Below are 19,188 nucleotides of genomic sequence, written 5' to 3' on the forward strand. Positions count from 1 at the left end.
GGGAATGGACATGAGACTATATACGAGAACAGGCGACAAAGGAAAAACGAGCATAATCGGAGGCCGGGTTGATAAAGATGATATCCGTGTCGAAGCATACGGAACGGTCGATGAAGTGAATTGTTTTGTTGGCCAGGCTATTACCCAGCTGGATCCTGCAATTTTTTCAGATGTCCTTGAAGACCTTGAAAAAATCCAACATGAACTGTTCGACTGCGGCGGCGATTTAGCGAATGTAACGAAGAGCCGGGAGCTTAAACTGACGAAGCCATCCGTAGACTACCTAGAAAAGAAAATTGACGAACTAATTGTCGAAGCTCCGAAACTGGAGAGATTCATTTTGCCGGGAGGGGCCCCTGCTGCCGCTTCGATCCATCTAGCCCGCACGGTAACAAGAAGGGCGGAAAGATTAGTCGTTTCCTTGTTGAAATCTGACCCGGAAGTTTCCGAAACTGCTCTGCAATTTTTAAATCGATTGTCTGATTATTTCTTTGCTCTGGCCAGGGTGATTAACTTCAGGCTCCATCTACAGGATATTGAATATGTTCGGAGTGCCAAGGTGTTCAGGGAGGGAAAGCGCAAGGAGGAAAAGCAGGGTGAAGAATAAGAAATTATCCTGGTTGGCCATGTTCATCGCCCTTTCGGCGGCGGGCGCCTCCATTAAGCTTCCGGCAGTAATTGGGAGTGTGGCCTTAGATTCCTTGCCTGCCTTAGTGGCAGCAGGACTTTTGGGAGGGCCGGCAGGAGCAGCAGTTGGCGGGATTGGCCACTTGCTATCTGCAATCATTGCCGGAATGCCGCTCGGACCTTTTCATTTCCTAATTGCCGGTGAAATGGCCTTGCTTGTATTTCTATTCGGGGTATTATATAGAAACGACAAACGCTGGTCAGCAGTCTTACTATTTATCATCGGCAACAGCTTCGCCGCCCCGCTTCCGTTTATAATGTTAATGGGAAAGTCTTTTTACTTAGCTATTGTGCCATCATTGTTGATCGGTTCTGTTTTGAATACTGTTTTTGCCTATGCTGTTTTGCCGAGGATTGCTCGAATGCTCGGACCAGTCCTTCCATTTTCAAGACAGGCATAGTTAACAGGGAGGAAAGCAAGTGAGAGATATTTTAGCCATTCCTTTGAATGAAGAAGAGAATATTGTCATTTCCAGTGATAACAGCGGTAGTATCGGAATGAAAGTGGGGGATGCGGTTCAGGTTTCATATAAAACCGTCGCTTACTACTCCTTTAGAGTGGCTGTCATGGAGTGCATAAGTGCGGGTGCAGAACCATTTGCGGTCGTTGTGCAGAACTTTTGCGGTGAGGAAGCCTGGGAAGATCTTTTACAAGGGATGGAACAGGGAATTCGCGAGCTGGAAACGGTGAAAATCAAGATCACCGGAAGTACGGAAAGCAATTTTTCCTTAAATCAATCCGCTGTTGGCATTTCTGTGCTGGGAAAAACAAAAGCAAGCGAAAATACTGAGAAACTGATGTATAACGCTCAAACTCGCATAGCAGTTATTGGCTCTCCGCTAGTCGGGCAGGAGGTCGTGGAAAAGGAAGAACAGATTGTCCCTTTGTCTGTTTTTGCGCGGATTTGCGATTTGGAAGAAGTTGTCACAATTCCAGTCGGCTCCAAAGGAATCCTTCATGAGTTGAATACCTTGTTCGAAAATGTCACATTTACTGAAAAGAATGTGGACGCAACTGTCGAAGTCTTAAAATCTTCTGGCCCATCAACCTGCTTTGTTGCAGTCTTTCCAAAAGAAATCATGCACAAACTTATCTCGATTTCCGGCCGCTATTTTCATGAAATCAATTATTCGGGGTGAATCATGATCCATTTGTATGTAATCAGACATGGAGAAACAGAATGGAATAAAGAAAAAAGAAGCCAGGGCAGACTGGACTCTTCCCTTACGGAGAAAGGGAAAAAAGATGCTCGCTCTCTGGGAGACAGGCTTGATAATACAGAGTTCTGCCAGATCATTTCGTCTCCCAGTGGGAGAACATTGGAAACAGCCAGGCTGGTAAAAGGAGAACGGATGATACCGTTGACCACCGATGAAAGGTTAATGGAAATCGATTTAGGAGCCTGGCAGGGAAAAACAGAGGAAGAAGTGAAATCTCTCTATCCCGAAGAATTCGATGCGTACTGGAACGAGCCTGAACGGTACAAAGGCGTTGGCGGTGAAACCTTTTTACAGGTACAGCAAAGGATAATAAAATTTTTGAAGGATTTGGAGGAGACAGTGACGGAAGGCAATATCTTGATTGTTACACATGGCGTTGTGATGAAAACCTTATACTTGCTGTGCCGGAATACATCCTTGAAGCACTTATGGGATCCCCCATTCATTCATGGTACAAGCTTAACGATTGTATCACTTGATGCCGGAAAAAAAGAGCTTCTGCTCGAAGCTTGCGTTTTACATATTGAATTATGACAGCTAACCAAGTTGCAAGCGATAGTGTCAAGAAAGCCTCGTTATTTTGACAGGTTTGGGGGTGTAGAGCGAAAAGTTGTCAAGAAACCCCTGTTATTTTGACAGGTTTGGGTGTGTAGAGTGGAAAGTTGTCAAGAAACCCCTGTTATTTTGACAGATTTGGGGTGAAATTATTTATTTGGATGGTGATAGGCTCGGTTGCTATCGGTAAGGTTTGAGCGAAACGAGGAGAGGAGAGAAGAGGCTCACCTGACGCCCCGCGGAAAGCGAGTGTCATACGTTTCAATCAACAGCCCCGATTATCAGCCAAACCAAAAAGGACCGGGCGGTTTTCGCCCGGTTTTTCTTATTTATTCCAATAGATCACGATACTGATCTTTAACCAAATGCGTCAATCCTAATTGATCAATATAACTGGTTGGTGCTAGGAAGGTTACCGTGACGACTCCCGGATGGCGGCCGATTTCAATGGATCCCGTAATGGTCGCCCTGTTCATCACTTCTGGTACGGTGATTCCGAAAGCTTCGGCTGCACGCTGTAATCCGTTTTCGGTTGCCTCGTTCAAGTTGGCTCCTGTGCCAATGAAGGAGATTGGCAGGGAGTCCTCTAGTTGACGGACACCCCATTGTCCGGCTACTTTCTGGGCAGTGGCTTTTTCTTTTTTTGTGATTGGTTTAGCCAGGTATGGGAGATCTTCGCCAACAGGCAGCAGGATCGGTCCGTCGATGTTCAAGCCCTTTATGACGATGGTTTGAAGCGTTACGATGCCTGATACATCTGCCGTATGGCCTGCAATCTCTCCGTCTCCCTGCATTGCATGCATATCCCCAATATATATTCCGCCGCCTTCCACTTTTACAGGGCATATCAAGATGGCGCCCTCGCGAACCCTATTAATGTCCATGTGGCCATCAGTGCGGTCTGCAAGCTGTTCCCTGGTAATTCCATATTCGTGAGGGGCATCAACCAGGAATTGGCCAAAGTCACCCGCATTATGAGAATCAGGAAAAGCTCTGCCAGGTGTTGTACCTAGCTGTCCCAAGAAAGGACGAAGCCTAGCTACCGTTCCGACCAAGTCATGTGGGGCAAAAGCGACGATTGGGTTTTGAACTGAATTTTCTGGAGTGTTCATAAATGAGCGCCCTTGTTTGGCAGCTTCTTCTGCGGCCGTTTTATCTAGAGTGACGCCAACCCGTCTATTAGAGTCAAATGCTATTGTATAGCCATTTGTAAAAACAAAAGGGGTCACATCCGTACCACAATTGCTGCAGCGAACCGACTCGGGACCAGTCCCAACTACCTTCGTATCCGGATAAAGCTGCCCGCAGCCAGGACATTTCACTGCGACGAAAGGATCGCCAACAAATCTGCCTTCTACAGGGGCATCGTTACCAGATGAAGTTCCCATCGAAGTGACCTGTATCGACTTAATGCGAATGGCAATGGCATCGCCTACTTCTGCTCCTTCGACAAAAACCGGTTTTGTGACTTCATGTCCGCCACGAATACGAGGAGTGATCATTGGTCCCCAGCATCCCGGCGCTGTGTTAGCAATTATATGTCCGCCATTTTTTACTGGACCAAGCATTTCTTGCTCAGGGTCTAAAATACCGTTAGTAAACTCATTCACATACACGGTTTGCATTGCTTCTCTCATTTGAACTCACCCTTTCTGAATTTTCTTACCTCTTTCATTATAAAATTTTTTTTTGAGAGACGCGAATAATAAGATTGAACGATTGTGAAGGAGAGAGGAGAAAGATTCTATTGATTTTTACATACGACTTTATCCCTTTAACAAGGTAAAATTTTCTCTTTGACACAGGATAAATTCTTCTGTATGATTACTTAGTCTTGTACATATTTATCCTACTTGAACTGTGTCAAGAGAGATTGATCGCCTTTTTTGCTCAGAATCAGCTATTAAGTGGGAAACTTCCCTTTTTCATAGTTGCGCCTCTAGACAGCCATTTCATTAGGTGTGTTTTTTTTCTGTGTCAAGGGAAGGCTGATAAATAAGAAAAGCGCAAGCGCCTTGGTCAGCCCCGACAAGCGCTGGAGGACCGACCGGTGAAGTCGTTCTTTGACTTCATTGGACGGACCGAAACCGAAAAGTATAGCCGACTGCCCAGAAACGCAGAAACTGGAGACTCCCCGGAAGAAGCGATTTTTGCTTCTGCCGGCGGAGTTGAAGTTTCAGAGTTTCTAGGAGGCGACACTAGACCAGCGACTCGAGGGGCTAGGCGCTGTAGCTGGACAATTATCAAAGCAAAATTTATACTAACTTATTCTTTAAATTAGGAAACTATAAGGAGAAGATCATCATGGGTCAATCAAATAAATTAAGTGTCTGGATTCTGACAGCCTTGGTTGTTGGGAATATGGTAGGTTCGGGGATTTTCATGATTCCTCGGTCACTTTCAGAGGCTGCAAGTCCACTCGGAGTTTTGCTTGGGTGGCTGCTGACTGGTTTTGGTGTATTAATGACGGCATTGGTTTTTGGGAATTTGGCATTAAGAAAGCCTCATCTGACCGGTGGACCGCAAATTTATGCGAAAGAATTATTCCCGCGAGGATCTCATGCTGGTACGCTTTCAGGATTCATGGCTTCCTGGGGATACTGGATTGGAAATTTGGCAGGTAATATAGCCATCATCACTACATTCGCTAGCTATCTTTCAACGTTTTTCCCTATTTTAACTAGCCAGGCAAAGCTGTTTACTTTTGGAGATACGGTAATAACAACCGGAAACTTAATGACTTTCCTTGTTTGTACGATTTTATTATGGGGAACACACTTCATCATTTTGTCCGGTATGGAATATGCTGGTAAGTTGAACTTTGCGGCTACAGCTGCGAAAGTCATTGGTTTCTTCCTATTTATTATCATTGGATTATTTGCTTTTCAAAAAGCAAATATCCTGCCATTCTCAGCACCGCGTTTCGATGAAGCTGGAAATACAATTGGGCTGTACGGCCAGATTAATAATGCAGCTATTACCACACTCTGGGCATTTATTGGGGTTGAGTCAGCAATGGTATTTGCCTCCAGAGCGAAGCGCCCTGTGGATGTTAAACGTGCCACCGTTATCGGATTATTCATCGCTCTAGCAATCTACATTGGGATCAGCATGCTAGTCATGGGAATGTTGGATCAGAAGACGCTAATTGCATCGGAAAAACCGCTGATTGATGCGATCGAAACGGTACTAGGGCCAGTCGGAGGGCAAACCCTCGCGTTTTTAGGCCTGATTAGCCTTTTCGGTTCAACGATCGGCTGGGTATGGTTAAGTGCCGAGGTGCCGTACCAGGCAGCAAGGCAAGGCCTCTTTCTACCTTCATTTTTAAAGGAAAATAAAAAGGGGCTGCCGGTATATTCATTAGTGATTACGAATTTATTGGGACAGCTGTTTGTTTTCTCGACAATTTCTAATTCGATTTCCAGTGCTTTTGATTTTATCATTTTTATCGCCACACTAGCTTATTTGGTTCCATATTTTATTTCTTCTGTTTTCCAATTAAAGCTGGTGGTGACTGGGGAAACTTACTCCAAACCTGCATCAAGGATTATTGATGGAATCATTGCGCTCCTTTCGACGATTTACTCGATCTGGGTGATTATTGCCGGGACTGCTGATATCAAAACTTTTACTTTTGGAGTCATCCTGTTAGGTAGCGGAATTATTTTTTACGGAAAAGTAGCACCACAAAGATGGAAGATAAAAAAAGAAGCAACTGAATAAAACGGGGAACCTGCCAGTGTGCAGGTTCTTCTTTTTTTAAAAATTTTTGCTTCCTCTATTAACCTGTACCCCTCCTGTTCTTTTTCCTTTACAATAATAGTAATAGATTCACATGAAGGATGATGAGAGTGGACGTTACGATGAAAAAAGTTGTCGAGGCAAGTTATTTAACAGCTGATTCAGCTGCACATTACCGAACGATCTTACGTTATTTTTACCATCAGCATGAAAGAATGAGGGATTTCATTTCCCCTGAGGAACTTCTAGATTACCTTCGGACTATTCCAATGTTTGGCGATTATCAGGAAGAACAGCTGCATCAGCAGCTAGCCCAGCTTGTAAAATGGAACAACTTAATCGCACGGCAGGATATGACGAATGCAAAGACGGTTGAGGAATATAAGAAGAAGCGGTTTCGTTACCAATCAACACCTTATACAATTGAAATTGAGCGGATGCTGATTGTGCTTGAGAAGAAGGTAGGAGATACCTTCCAGGGATCGTTGGAACGGTCGCAGTTTGATCGATTGTTGCAGTCATTAGCAAACTTGCAGAAGGAATTAACAGGTGATCTGTCAAAAAAACCAGAAGAGTACCTCAGAATTTGGGAGGATGTATTCCGCTATTTCCAGACGATCCGAACAAGTACAGCCGACTATATCGCATACATTAATAGCGAACAAACAGACCAACGGATGCAAACAGAGGCTTTTCTGGTCTATAAAAATCAATTCACGACTTATTTACGGGATTTTATTGTTTCCTTACAAAATACCGCTTTGCAAATCAGGGAAAGACTGGATGAGCTGACTCTAGATAAAATGTCTGTCTTTTTCGAAAAGCTGATTGAACATCGACAATCCATTCCGAGGTTGGAGGATGTTCGTTCATCGGTTGAGGAATGGCGAATGGAGTATCTCGAATATTGGGATTCCTTAAGACAATGGTTCCTTGGATCAAGCTTACAGCAAAGTGAGTTAGATGTATTGCAATGGCAGACAAATGAAATGATCAGAAGAATGACTCGTTATGTACAGCGTATTGGCGAAAGACAGCAGCATTTCCGCAGCCGAAAAAATGATTATCTGCACTTGGCTAAGTGGTTCGTTAGCACGGACACGATAGCAGAGGCTCACAAATTATCTTCCGTTGTATTTGGTGCGATGACGATCAAGCATCTTCAGCTGGAAGAAGTTAGTACCGATAATATACATAGTGAAACATGGGAAGAAGATCCGGTGTTACTCCCACTCAAACCGCGGACGAATCGTTATCGAGAAAGGACGAAGCCGGGTTCGATGGTATCAAATACAGAGAGAAAACGTCAGCAAAGAGAGCAGTATTTAGCTGAGAGAAAACAAGAGAGGCTATTAATTGAAAGACATATCGACGAAGGCGTCATCAGGCTTTCAACGTTAGCTACAGTCGAGCCTTTTGTTAGAAAAGTGCTGTTAAGCTGGATTGGAAAATCGATGGCCAGCAAGGATGGAAGAGTAAAGACCGATTATGGCATGATCGTCAAGGTGTCGATTGATCGTGAAAAATCGATTCACCTTCATGCGGAAGACGGAACTTTACGGATGCCTGATGCGTTGTTCACCTTTGAAGGGGAAGGAGGATCCGGAGCATGAAGCCTGAGCAAACACTCGATTTCGATGAAAAAGCTATTCTTGGAATGGATCTTTTATTCCATCATTATTGGATCCTTCGCAGCGAACAGCCCGAATGGTATCAGCTTATCCGGGAACGTGAGAAGGTGCTGCGCCGTTATATCAATGAAAAATTCGGCTTGAGGCTGATCGTGCATCAGCATTTCATCAAATTAGAAAAGATCCCGGTTGAACCCGAAAGATGGATGGGGGTTACAGAATTTCAGGAACCGATGGATTATGCCATTTTCTGCTGTGCGCTTTCGTTTCTTGAAGGCAAATCGGTCGATGAGCAATTTCTGTTATCGGAATTGAGCCAGGAAATTCAAGCTGACTACCCGGGGGATCTTTCCCTTGACTGGACGATGTTCATACATCGTAAATCTTTGATTAGAGCAATCAAGGTGCTAATTGATTTCCAGCTGATCAGGACAATTGATGGCGACATCAGCAGGTATGATCATAATGAGGAGCAGGAGGTCTTATATGAAGCAACGGTTTATAGCCGTTATTTTATGAGAACCTATCCTGATGATTTTACCAGCTATCAGCACTGGGAAGAGCTTTTGCATGAAGATTGGCGGCTCAACCAGGAGGATGAACGGAGAAAACGAGTGTATCGGAAATTATTCTTTTCCCCTGGACTTCACCGGTTGGATCAGCAAGATCCTGATTTCCTCTACATCCGGAATTTCCGTAATAGGCTCTCAGAAGATATTGAGAATCATAGTGATTATAAACTGCATGTATACAAAAACACTGCATTTCTTTCGACTGATGCCTTAAGACAATACCGGCAGTTATATCCTGATTCCAAAGCTTCGACCGATTTGATCCTCCAAATCTCCAAACATCTTCATGATCATCCGGAGAAGTATAAGCCGCGAGAAAATGGGGAAATCATTTTGACGGAGGGGGAAATGGATGCGATCATCCTTGAACTGCGCGATCAATATGAGCGGGGATGGTCTAAATACTTTCGTGAAAAAGGCAATAGCAGTATTCGTGCGGAACTGGTCGAGGCTATGAAAGATTGGATGATGGCTGAGGTAGAAACAGAAAGTTCATTGATAAAAATAAAACCACTGCTGGGTGTTCTTGCTGGAACATTCCCGAGCGATTTTGAAGGGAGCGAGAAGGAATGAACAATACAAGGTGGATGATGAACCGAGCGGGATTGTTGAATTTTTGGTATTACGATGAAGAAGTATTCCATTTTGAAAAAGGCAAACTATTATTGCGTGGCTCGAATGGTTCTGGAAAATCGGTTACGATGCAAAGTTTTTTGCCTGTCTTGCTAGACGGAAAAAAATCTCCTGATCGGCTGGATCCATTTGGTTCCAAAGCGAGACGGATGGATGATTATCTACTCGGAGAAAAGGAAGTCGTTGACCGAGATGAGCGAACTGGTTATTTGTTTATGGAATACAAAAAACAAGGTACGGAACAGTATATCACTACCGGGATTGGCATGCAGGCGAAGCGCAATAAGGGAATCAAGTCATGGTATTTTTTGTTGACCGATAATCGCAGAATTGGACATGATTTTCAGCTTGCCCAACAGCATACTGGTGAAAAAATCCCATTATCTGCAAAGGAATTAGAAAACCGGATTGGGCAGGGAGGGTACGTTGTTCATTCTCAGCGGGAGTATATGGAACTGGTCAATAAATATGTATTCGGATTCCAGTCAATCGATGCATATGAGGACTTGATCAAGCTTTTGATTCAGTTGCGAAGCCCAAAATTATCAAAGGACTTTAAACCGACGGTCATATATGAAATTCTCGAATCAGCTTTGCCGCCATTAACGGATGATGAGCTGCGCCACCTATCTGATACGATTGAAAGTATGGACCAGACTCAACAGCAGCTGGAGCAACTGCAAAGGGAAGCGGAATCCATCACAAGGCTGGAATCGGCGTATGACACCTATAATAAGTATATTTTGGCTGAACGGACACTGCAATGGGAGAAGGCTTTGCAAAAAAGCAAGAATGCAGAAGCCAAAATGAATGAGTACAATACACAGAAACAACAGCTAGAGCAGGACATAGTCAGACTAAGGGTAGAGCTTGGAAGAAGTCAACAGCAGAAGCAGGTGGCCGAACAAGAAAGTCACTCCCTTCAGCAGCATGAAGTCTGGTCGCTGGAAAGAAAGCGAACAGAGAAAGTAGAAGAATCTTCAGCAGCAGAAAAAGAAATTCTTAGTTTGACTAAGCGTATAGAAGACGTGAACCGGAAACTTCGTGACGAGTTACAGAAGAAGCAGGCCGCCGAAGATGAACTTTTTCGATATGCTGAAAAAGAAAAGGAACTATTAGGTGAACTTTTAATAGATAGCGATGCTAGTGGTTTTCTTCAGCACAATGTCAATGTGGCAGACTTCAACAGGACGAAGGAAAACGGATTTGATTTCACGGTTTGGCAAAAAGAAGCGAAAGGTCATCTGGCATTGATTGCTGAACTCGAAAAGCTGGCTGTTGAATCTGAAAGGTTAGGTCAAGAGCAAAACCGGCTGCAAAGGAATTCATCGGAAAAGAAGAAGGAATTGGACAGCCTGCAAAAGGACCTTGACCATTACCAAAACTGGTTTGAAGAAGAGCATCAAAAGCTCGAAAATGATGTGTTTCTTTGGATCGAAAATCACCCTAAACTATCTTATCCAAATGAGCTGCGTCAAGAAATTGCTCGTGCACTTCAAGGGTTATATGATAACAACCGCTTTGAAGTTGTTCGGTCCCAACTTTTTACTGCCATCCAAGCTTATGAAGCAGAGGTGAGGAAGGATGAAGCACTGACAAAGGACAGGATCGAGCAAAAAGAAAAAGCGATAACCGAGGCAGAGGCAGAACTTATCCGGATTAAGACCCAAAAGATGGTCGAACCCGCAAGATCTTCAGGAACGATGGAACAACGTGGCAAACTTAGCGAGGAAGGAGTTCGTTTCCTTCCGTTTTATAGCGCAATTGAATTCCAGGAGCATGTAACGGAACAGGAAAAAGAACGGCTTGAGGCTGCATTAATGAGAACAGGGATTTTAGACAGTCTGCTTACGGATGAACCAGTTTCTCCAAGGGAAGATGCTATTTTGATGCCTGAACCGCGATTAATGGGCTATACGCTAGCAGACTACTTGGTTCCTGACCTGGAGGATGATAGTTCCTTAACACCAGAGTTTGTTGACCAGGTGCTGCGTTCCATTCCCCTGCAAGCTGATGGGTCTGGCTTCCATATTGATGCTGACGGAACCTACTCCATTGGCTGTTTAGTAGGGCACGCTCCGATTGAGGGGCCTTCAAAATATATCGGCAGGACATCGAGGAAACGGCATCAGCGGGAGCTTATCCAACAGTGGATGGAAACGATTCAGGAGTTGAATGAGGAACTTGCGGACTTAAAGCAAGAGCTAGCAATCCTCGGGTCGGAACTAGTTTCGATTGAAATGTGGAAGCGAGAAATGCCAGAAGATGCGGTTTTGATGGATCTCCATGAGCAAATCTTAAATAAGCAGCATCAATTAAAGAATGAAAGAATCATGCTGAGCCGGATTGATGAAGAATGGAAGCTTGTGTATGACAAGTACACAGAAGTGAAGCGCACGATACGGGATAAGGGCATGCAGTTAAATATTTCCATGACATTGGAAGATCTAGGTGATGCACTTACTTCAGCACAAAGCTATATCGATTTTTTACATGAATTAAAAAATAATGATGTTAAGGTATTCGCAGCCAAAAAACATTTGCAAACGAATGTCCAACGGATTGCCGAGTTGGAAGAAGATCTTGATGTGTTAAATGGAGAACGGGGCCGAAAGGAAAGCCAGCGTGAAAAGATACTAGCGCTAATGGAATCGATCGACCTGCAGCTGCAATTGAAGGGGATCGATGAAGTAAGAAACAGGATACGTGAAGTCCAGAGGGTATTGAATGAAACGGAAGAAGCAATCGACCGAGTGCGGAGTGCTTTGCCTCAAAAAGAGTCAGACCTAGAACGCAACGAGGAAAAGCTCGCAGACAGCCAAAAAGATTTATTCTTTTGGAAGCAGATGAGTGAAGAATGGGGCAAAATGGTCGAAGAAGAAAAAAGAAGAAACTTCTTTCCGTTTGATGAAACAGCGGAATTCGGAAATATTTTGGAAAAGCATGAGCGATCTAAATTATCCGAATTGCTTACGAAGGTATTTATTAACGAGCAAGTACACTTAACGGAATACAGAATGTTTGAATATACCGAAGATGCTGAAATGCCGCTGTGGTTTGCTGAACCACAGGCCGATAAGTATGAGCCATTCATCAATGAGTGGCAGCAGCTAAAAGGCCGACGTCTGATTCAAATGGAATACCGCGGCCAGCGTGTCAGTCCTTATTATGTTTCTGCTGAGCTGAAAAAGGAGCTGGAGGAACAGCAGGGCTGGCTGGATGAACAGGATCGCAAATTGTATGAGGATATCATTTTAAACAGTGTCGGCATTATTTTAAGAAATCGGATTCAACGCGCACAGCAATGGGTGAAGGAAATGGATAAAATCATGGCAGATCGTGATAATTCTTCCGGACTGATCTTTTCCATTGCATGGAAGCCCCTGACGGCTGAATCTGAACAGGAATTGGATACAAAGGATTTGGTACAACTTTTACAGCGGAACAGCAAGTTTTTGAATGAAGAAGATCTCCAAAGAATTACGAAACACTTCCAATCACGAATCGGCAAAGCCAAGGAATTGATCCAGCTCAGAAATGAAGGTTCCACGCTGCATCAAGTTTTAAAAGAAGTACTCGACTACCGAAAATGGTTCACATTTGTGCTCTCGTTTAGCCGAGTGAATGAACCAAAGCGTGAGCTGTCAAATAATGCTTTCTTCAAGTTCAGTGGCGGTGAAAAAGCGATGGCAATGTACATTCCGTTATTTACCGCGGCTTACTCCCGATACAAGGAAGCAGGCGATATGGCTCCTTTCATCATCTCACTTGATGAAGCATTTGCTGGTGTGGATGAGAATAATATCCGTGACATGTTCGAGGTCGTCGAACAGCTTGGTTTCAATTACATCATGAATTCTCAAGCGTTATGGGGGGATTATGACACCATTTCCAGCCTGGCAATTTGCGAATTGGTACGGCCGAAAAATGCTGATTATGTCACGGTCATCCGCTATCAATGGGACGGAAAACAAAAGTCACTAGTCTTTGAGGAATCTATTGAGGAAATGATGATAAATGAATAGCAGATTTCGCGTTTTTAAGGAAGAACCGGGATTTATGAAGCTGTTCAGCTTGTTTCGTGACAAATACCGATCATTAGGCCGAAGTGGTGGATTCGTTAGCTTGAAAGGATTTGAGGAACCGGAGATCGAATCGATCGCCGGTTTCCTTGGCCTATCAGCTGCCGTCCTTCATGAAAAAGGCAGGATTGGTCTTGCCCAATTTGAAAATGAATTAGCGAACACCGGGTATTCTGATGTTAAGCTCATTGATCTGCTAGAAGCAATATTTGAAGAGCCACTGTTGTCTAAAAAAGAAGCAGCTGAAAAAATCCGGGGGCGGGAGAATGATTTTTTGGATTCTTTAAAAGAGGTTATGCCTAATGCAGATTGGTGGATTTCATGGCTCGGATCAAGAAGTTCCGATTCAAGATGGATTTGGTCTCTTTTTCATCAAAATGAACAGCAGCTTGCTGAAACAATGAAAAAAGTATTCTTTGCGTTTCAGTCATTGCCTGGTGAGGGAAAATTCGAAAGGCTGCCGTTCTTTTCACAGAGGTCAACAGGCAATCCTCATTATTTTGATATCGCTAATATTGGCGGCAGATTACTGATTCATACACTTTCGGTCTATAAGAAAATAGCCGATCCGGAATTTCCCTTTCCAAAAAGCACGGAAGAAATCAATGATTTGCTTGCAGACTTTGGCTTACTAAGGGATGATCTTTGGAATTTTGTAACGGTAAACGGATTCGTGGCATGGACACAGAAGGGGGTTCATCCTGTCTGGGAGGCAGCTGTCCAAACAGAAACAGTGTTAAATGTCCCAATGAAAGAACTCGGAAAGCTGGAAAAAATCCAACCTGCTTCCGGCAGCGCCGTTTGGATTGTCGAAAATTCCAGTGTTGCCTCGACGATAATGGATGCAGTACCCTACGCTCCCGTAGTATGCACACATGGACAGCTGCGTGCAGCAGGCTGGAGGCTTCTCGATAAATTGACCGCGGTCAATTGTACGTTGTTTTATTCCGGTGACCTTGATCCTGAAGGTATACTGATTGCCGACCGTTTAAAAAAAAGATACCAAAACCAGCTTGTATTGTGGAGAATGGACGCTACGGATTATGAAAAAAGTATTTCAGAAGAGGATGTTACCGAACGTATTTCAAAACTAGCAAGTGTTGATCCGCAAATTTGGAAGGAAATGATTCCTCTATTAACGGAAAAGAAAAAAGCGGGCTATCAGGAAGCGTTGGTGGATTTGCTGATCGGTGATATAAAGAAATACAGGGAATAAGCTTTGCTGTCGAAATCGTCCGAACTAGAGCCAACTTCGGACTGGTTTTGTCGGAAAAAGCGAAAAGCTGTCCGAACTAGAGCCAACTTCGGACAGTTTTTGTGGGAAAAGGGGAAAAGTAGTCCGAACTAAAGCCAACTTCGGACTGGTTTTGAGGGAAAAGACGAAAAGTAGTCCGAACTGAGGGCAACTTCGGACTGGTTTTGTCGGAAAAAGGGGAAAAGCTGTCCGAACTAGAGCAACTTCGGACAGCTTTTAACAAAAAAGCTTGCAAATAATGTTGATAGACTTTGTATTTTTCCTTTAATACCGCCCATATAATAGGACTAACTTTCTGTTATAAGAGGTTTTTCGTTTATTGTAGGCGGATCTTGAGAGGTGGACCCCTTATTTATAGCTAATAAAAATATCATTCCGATGATACAAAGGACCCCTAGCCATTGAAAAATTCCAAATGGTTCTTTTAACCAAAAGACTGTCGTCAGTACGGCGGCTAGTGGTTCCATGCTGCCTAAGAGGCTTGATTCTTTCGGCTGCAGGCTTTGCAGGCTTTCGATATAGAACCAAAATGCAACCATTGTACCGAATAGGATGACGAAGATTAAATAAAGATAAGCTTCCAAATCTAGTGTTTCAATGTCTATTTGCCACGGTGGATGGATGAAGCCTAATGCAAAACCACCGATGATCATAGCCCATCCGACAACTACAAGCGAATCGTATTGTTTCAGTAACGGAACGGCATAAAGAGTATAAAATGCTAGTGCTATTCCAGATAAAACACCCCAAACAATAGCAGTTGCAGGCACTGATAATTGTGAAACGGACCCGTTCGTCAATAAAAAAAAGCTTCCCAAAAGCGCCAGAGTGACTGTCCACATGTCTGTTCGTGTGAAAACTGTCAGTTTGCGAAGAAGTAAGTATACAATGATCATAACTGGCGCCAGATACTGTAAGAGTGTCGCTACAGCAGCGTTTCCATGTTCAATGGAGGCCATATAGGTGTATTGAACGGATAACATACCAACTAAACCGAAGATGATAAAATGGAAGGCAGTCTGGCGATTTTTCCAGACATCAAATATTTGGGAACGGTCCGCTCTAAAAAATTGAATTGCCAGTAGTAAAAAGCCCGCTATCAGCAGTCGGGTTGTAACCAACCAATTTACATCAATCTGATATTCGTCAAACAGCTTTTTTGCCACTGTTCCGCCGATCCCCCAAAATATCGCTCCCGTTATGACGAGGAAGATTCCCTTTCGCCTGTTCATCGATTCCCCCCCTTTTTCATGACAATAATTATAGTATATGACAGTTTCTATGATAAGTAGAGAAACTCACAAATAATACCTGAAAAAAAATACTATCTCAGAGAACCAATGTTGCTTTTTACCCTCTACTATGAAAAAAGGATCAAAATTTGAGTTTCTTCAACATCTTTTGTATAATAGTAACAATGCGTATTTCGATCCTTTTATGTGACCCTCATGAAAACACGCCTTTTTGATTGATTTGATAACCCCTTATTATATCAAAAAGTCAGTTTTCGTGCTGGTTTCCCTTACCATTTTGTCTCTCTCTAAGAGGCTCTTTTATTGAATTATCAAGGATGTCACTTGGTGGTTCCCCCTTTATTTGCCTTTTCTAAACTTCCTGGCAATAAAATTCAATTAATGGTAAACCTATTTGTATGGACAATTTTACAAGAAAGAAGTGACTGGATGAATCCGATAGTAGAAGTGAGGAATGTTTCCAAGATTTTTGGGAAATCTCCTAAAGCATCAATTGATCTATTGAAGCAAGGAAAATCGAAAAAGGAAATTTTGAAACAGACAGGACAGACAGTTGGCGTTAATAATGTCAACTTCGAAATATACCCTGGAGAAATTTTTGTGATTATGGGTTTATCTGGAAGTGGGAAATCTACCTTAATCCGAATGTTCAACAGGCTTATTGATCCGACGATCGGGGAGATTTTTATTAACAATGAAGATATCGTCAAGATGAACAGTGCTCGATTAAGGGAAATCAGACAGAAGAAAATGAGCATGGTTTTTCAAAATTTCGCCTTGTTCCCACATAAAACGATTCGGGAGAATGCAGAGTATGGTCTAGAAATCAAGAAAGTACCCGTGGAAGAACGGCGAGAAAAAGCGATGAAAGCTTTGGAGAGTGTAGGCTTAAAAGGCTATGAAAACCAGCTTCCATCCCAGCTGAGCGGCGGCATGCAGCAGAGGGTTGGTCTTGCACGGGCGCTTGCCAGTGATACCGATATCATCTTAATGGATGAAGCCTTTAGCGCTCTTGACCCTTTAATCCGAAAAGACATGCAGGATGAATTGATTGAAATTCAAGAACAATACAAGAAAACCATTATTTTCATTACACATGACTTGGATGAGGCATTGCGGATCGGGGATCGAATTGCATTGATGAAGGACGGGAGCATCATTCAGCTTGGAACACCAGAACAAATTATGATGCAGCCTGCTAATGAATTTGTCGAAAAATTCGTTGAGGATGTTGATTTATCCAAAGTTTTAACAGCTTCACATGTTATGAAACGGGCGGAAAGAATCAGTGTTGACAGAGGTCCGCGGGTTGCTCTTGAAATTATGCGGAACCAAGGGTATTCCAGCATATTTGTTGTCGACCGCCATCGAAAACTGCTTGGGGCTTTGACCGCAGAGCAAGCCCGGCAGGCCATCGACCAGAACCTATCAATTTCTGCCGTAATGACAACTGAAATTCCAACGGTTACGGAGGATACATTATTGGCCGATCTTATGGATACGATGGCAACATCAAGTTTTCCAATCTCTGTAATTGATGAAGAAAAAAGAATGAAAGGAATCATCATCAGAGGTGCAGTCATAGGTGCTCTAGCCGGCAATAAAGATTCACTGAACGAAATGGAGGGAGACTTGACATGAATTTACCCAAAATCCCTCTTGGAAGTTGGATCGATTCCTTTGTGGAATGGATTACTATAGCATTTGCTGGTTTATTTTCCTTTATTACTGCGACAATCGATGGGTTATTGAACCTTATCGTTAATGTAGTAGGCGCAGGACCCCCGATTGTTTTCATCATCGTTCTTGCCTTATTGTTGGCCTATACAAGCAGATGGCAATTGGGAATCTTTACGTTTGTCAGCTTGTTATTGATAAATAATTTGGGATACTGGGAATCAGCGTTACAAACACTGGCGATTGTTCTGGTGTCGGGATTTCTGACAATCCTAATTGGGATCCCATTAGGAATTTGGAGTGCTCAAAATAAAACAGTGCAAAGAATTGTTATGCCGATTCTGGACTTCATGCAAACAATGCCTGCATTCGTATATTTGATTCCCTCCATTCTGTTTTTTGGAATCGGAGTTGTGCCGGGGATTATTGCTTCGTTTATTTTCGCAATTGCTCCAACCATCCGCATGACCAATCTTGGGATTCGCGAAGTTCCTAATGATCTGATTGAGGCGTCGGATGCCTTTGGTTCGACAAGCAACCAAAAATTGTTCAAAGTCCAAATGCCATTGGCCACTCCAACCATTTTAGCTGGGGTTAACCAGAGCATCATGCTCGCTTTGTCGATGGTCGTTACGGCGTCGTTAGTTGGAGCACCTGGTCTTGGTGCAGATGTTTACCGGGCCGTCAGCCAAATAAACGTTGGTCAAGGGTTTGAAGCAGGGATATCGATTGTCTTTATTGCAATCATCCTCGATCGCCTGACGCAAAATCTGCGCAAGCCGGCATACGGCCATATCATTAAAGGGAAGTATGTTTTTTCTATTATCGTCGCACTTATCGTTGGAACCCTTGTTGTACAAGGCCTTGCCACTGAAAAGGATTTACCGGGAGATCCAAAGGCAATCGGTGGACAAACCAATTATGAAATAATCGGGATTGAACCTGGAGCAGGAATCATGAAACAGGCGAACAGCTCGATAACGGAATATGGACTGGATAATTGGAAGCTTGTAGAAGGATCTTCAGCAGCGATGATTGCAGAATTAAAGAAAGCTTATGAAAACAAGCAGCCAATCATCATCACCGGCTGGTCACCTCATTGGATGTTTTCAAAGTTTGATCTAAAGTATCTTGATGACCCGAAAGGTGTATTTGGCGGGGCCGAAGAAATCCATACTATCGTCAGGAAAGGCCTTGAACAAGATGCTCCAGGTGCTTATAAAATCCTTGATCAATTTTCCTGGGAGACGGGCGATATGGAAGCAGTGATGGTCTATATCGAAGAAGGAATGTCTCCAAGTGAAGCTGCTGAAAAATGGATTGCTGAAAATCAAGAGAAAGTATCTAAATGGACAAATGGTGCCGACAAGGGAAATGGCAAAAAAATGAACCTTGTCTATGTGGCTTGGGATACAGAAATCGCCAGTACGAACGTCATCGGCAAGGTTCTTGAACAGTATGGCTACGATGTCTCCCTCAGCCAGGTTGAAGTTGGTCCGATGTATGCCGGTGTTGCGAACGGCAGTTCCGATGCACTCGTTGGAGCTTGGCTGCCAAGTACCCATGAAGAATATTTTAATACCTACAAGAACGATTTCGTCGATCTCGGACTCAATCTAAAAGGAACAAAAAATGGCTTAGTCGTTCCAAAATATGTAGAAATTAATTCCATTGAAGAGTTAAAATAGCCTTGCAAGCAGGGGACAGTTCTAATTGACTGTCCTCTTTTTTATTGGTTTAAGGGGGCAATCAATCGCGAATTTATTTGCTTATACGGAAATAGAAGGAAAATGTCGAAATTTATTCCAAAAGTTTTATGATAATGATTGACAAAATCAGACAGAAAACTCAAAATAAAATTAGAGTAAAATTTTGGAGTTT

13 protein-coding genes are annotated in these 19,188 nt (G+C 43.2%); 11 read left to right on the plus strand and 2 right to left on the minus strand.

The features are described 5' to 3' along the window. Positions 1–10 precede the first annotated feature (10 nt). From UB32_RS02065 to UB32_RS02080, 4 genes are read left to right on the plus strand one after another with little or no spacing between them, the layout of a single operon-like run. Positions 11–607, plus strand: coding sequence for a cob(I)yrinic acid a,c-diamide adenosyltransferase (locus UB32_RS02065; RefSeq protein ID WP_044390801.1), 597 nt, complete (start codon positions 11–13; stop codon positions 605–607). Further along, positions 597–1,088, plus strand: coding sequence for an ECF transporter S component (locus UB32_RS02070; protein ID WP_044390803.1), 492 nt, complete (start codon positions 597–599; stop codon positions 1,086–1,088). The genes UB32_RS02065 and UB32_RS02070 overlap by 11 nt, the downstream gene beginning before the upstream one ends. Before the next feature lie 19 nt (positions 1,089–1,107). Continuing rightward, a complete protein-coding gene (locus UB32_RS02075; protein ID WP_044390804.1) occupies positions 1,108–1,827 on the plus strand; it encodes an AIR synthase related protein in 720 nt (239 codons plus the stop codon). 3 nt (positions 1,828–1,830) lie between these two features. After that, positions 1,831–2,442 (plus strand): histidine phosphatase family protein, encoded by a 612-nt coding sequence (locus tag UB32_RS02080; RefSeq protein WP_044390805.1) that lies wholly within the window; start codon positions 1,831–1,833, stop codon positions 2,440–2,442. Positions 2,443–2,792: 350 nt separating this feature from the next. On the opposite strand, the gene UB32_RS02085 is transcribed toward UB32_RS02080, so the two are convergent. Then, positions 2,793–4,100, minus strand: a complete 1,308-nt coding sequence (locus tag UB32_RS02085) for an acetamidase/formamidase family protein (RefSeq protein ID WP_044390807.1) — start codon at positions 4,098–4,100, stop codon at positions 2,793–2,795. Between the two features lie 667 nt (positions 4,101–4,767). Between UB32_RS02085 and UB32_RS02095 the strand changes: the two genes are divergently transcribed. From UB32_RS02095 to UB32_RS02115, 5 genes are all read left to right on the plus strand, one after another. Beyond that, positions 4,768–6,186 carry an amino acid permease gene (locus UB32_RS02095; protein WP_044390809.1) on the plus strand — a complete coding sequence of 473 codons (1,419 nt, stop codon included), beginning with the start codon at positions 4,768–4,770 and terminating at the stop codon, positions 6,184–6,186. A gap of 140 nt (positions 6,187–6,326) precedes the next feature. Next, positions 6,327–7,817 (plus strand): TIGR02677 family protein, encoded by a 1,491-nt coding sequence (locus tag UB32_RS02100; RefSeq protein ID WP_431305956.1) that lies wholly within the window; start codon positions 6,327–6,329, stop codon positions 7,815–7,817. Continuing rightward, positions 7,814–8,980: a TIGR02678 family protein gene (locus UB32_RS02105; RefSeq protein ID WP_044390812.1), complete on the plus strand. Its 1,167-nt coding sequence runs from the start codon at positions 7,814–7,816 to the stop codon at positions 8,978–8,980. Before UB32_RS02100 ends, UB32_RS02105 begins: the two co-directional genes overlap by 4 nt. Further along, positions 8,977–13,065 (plus strand): TIGR02680 family protein, encoded by a 4,089-nt coding sequence (locus tag UB32_RS02110; protein WP_044390813.1) that lies wholly within the window; start codon positions 8,977–8,979, stop codon positions 13,063–13,065. The genes UB32_RS02105 and UB32_RS02110 overlap by 4 nt, the downstream gene beginning before the upstream one ends. Continuing rightward, on the plus strand, positions 13,058–14,338 hold the full coding sequence (locus UB32_RS02115; protein WP_044390814.1) for a TIGR02679 family protein: 1,281 nt from the start codon (positions 13,058–13,060) through the stop codon (positions 14,336–14,338). The genes UB32_RS02110 and UB32_RS02115 overlap by 8 nt, the downstream gene beginning before the upstream one ends. A 326-nt stretch (positions 14,339–14,664) precedes the next feature. Here the strand turns inward: UB32_RS02115 and UB32_RS02120 are convergent, their stop codons facing one another. Continuing rightward, the gene (locus UB32_RS02120; RefSeq protein ID WP_044390816.1) at positions 14,665–15,609 is read right to left on the minus strand and encodes an EamA family transporter; all 945 of its coding nucleotides are present in this window, start codon (positions 15,607–15,609) and stop codon (positions 14,665–14,667) included. Between the two features lie 450 nt (positions 15,610–16,059). Between UB32_RS02120 and UB32_RS02125 the strand changes: the two genes are divergently transcribed. Together UB32_RS02125 and UB32_RS02130 are read left to right on the plus strand one after the other, a co-directional pair. Next, complete coding sequence (locus UB32_RS02125; protein WP_044390830.1) at positions 16,060–17,271, plus strand: quaternary amine ABC transporter ATP-binding protein; 1,212 nt, start codon at positions 16,060–16,062, stop codon at positions 17,269–17,271. Then, positions 17,268–18,995 carry a glycine betaine ABC transporter substrate-binding protein gene (locus tag UB32_RS02130; RefSeq protein WP_044390817.1) on the plus strand — a complete coding sequence of 576 codons (1,728 nt, stop codon included), beginning with the start codon at positions 17,268–17,270 and terminating at the stop codon, positions 18,993–18,995. The genes UB32_RS02125 and UB32_RS02130 overlap by 4 nt, the downstream gene beginning before the upstream one ends. The last annotated feature ends 193 nt before the right edge of the window (positions 18,996–19,188 follow it).

Source organism: Mesobacillus subterraneus (assembly GCF_000934845.1).
Lineage (GTDB): Bacteria > Bacillota > Bacilli > Bacillales > Cytobacillaceae > Mesobacillus > Mesobacillus stamsii.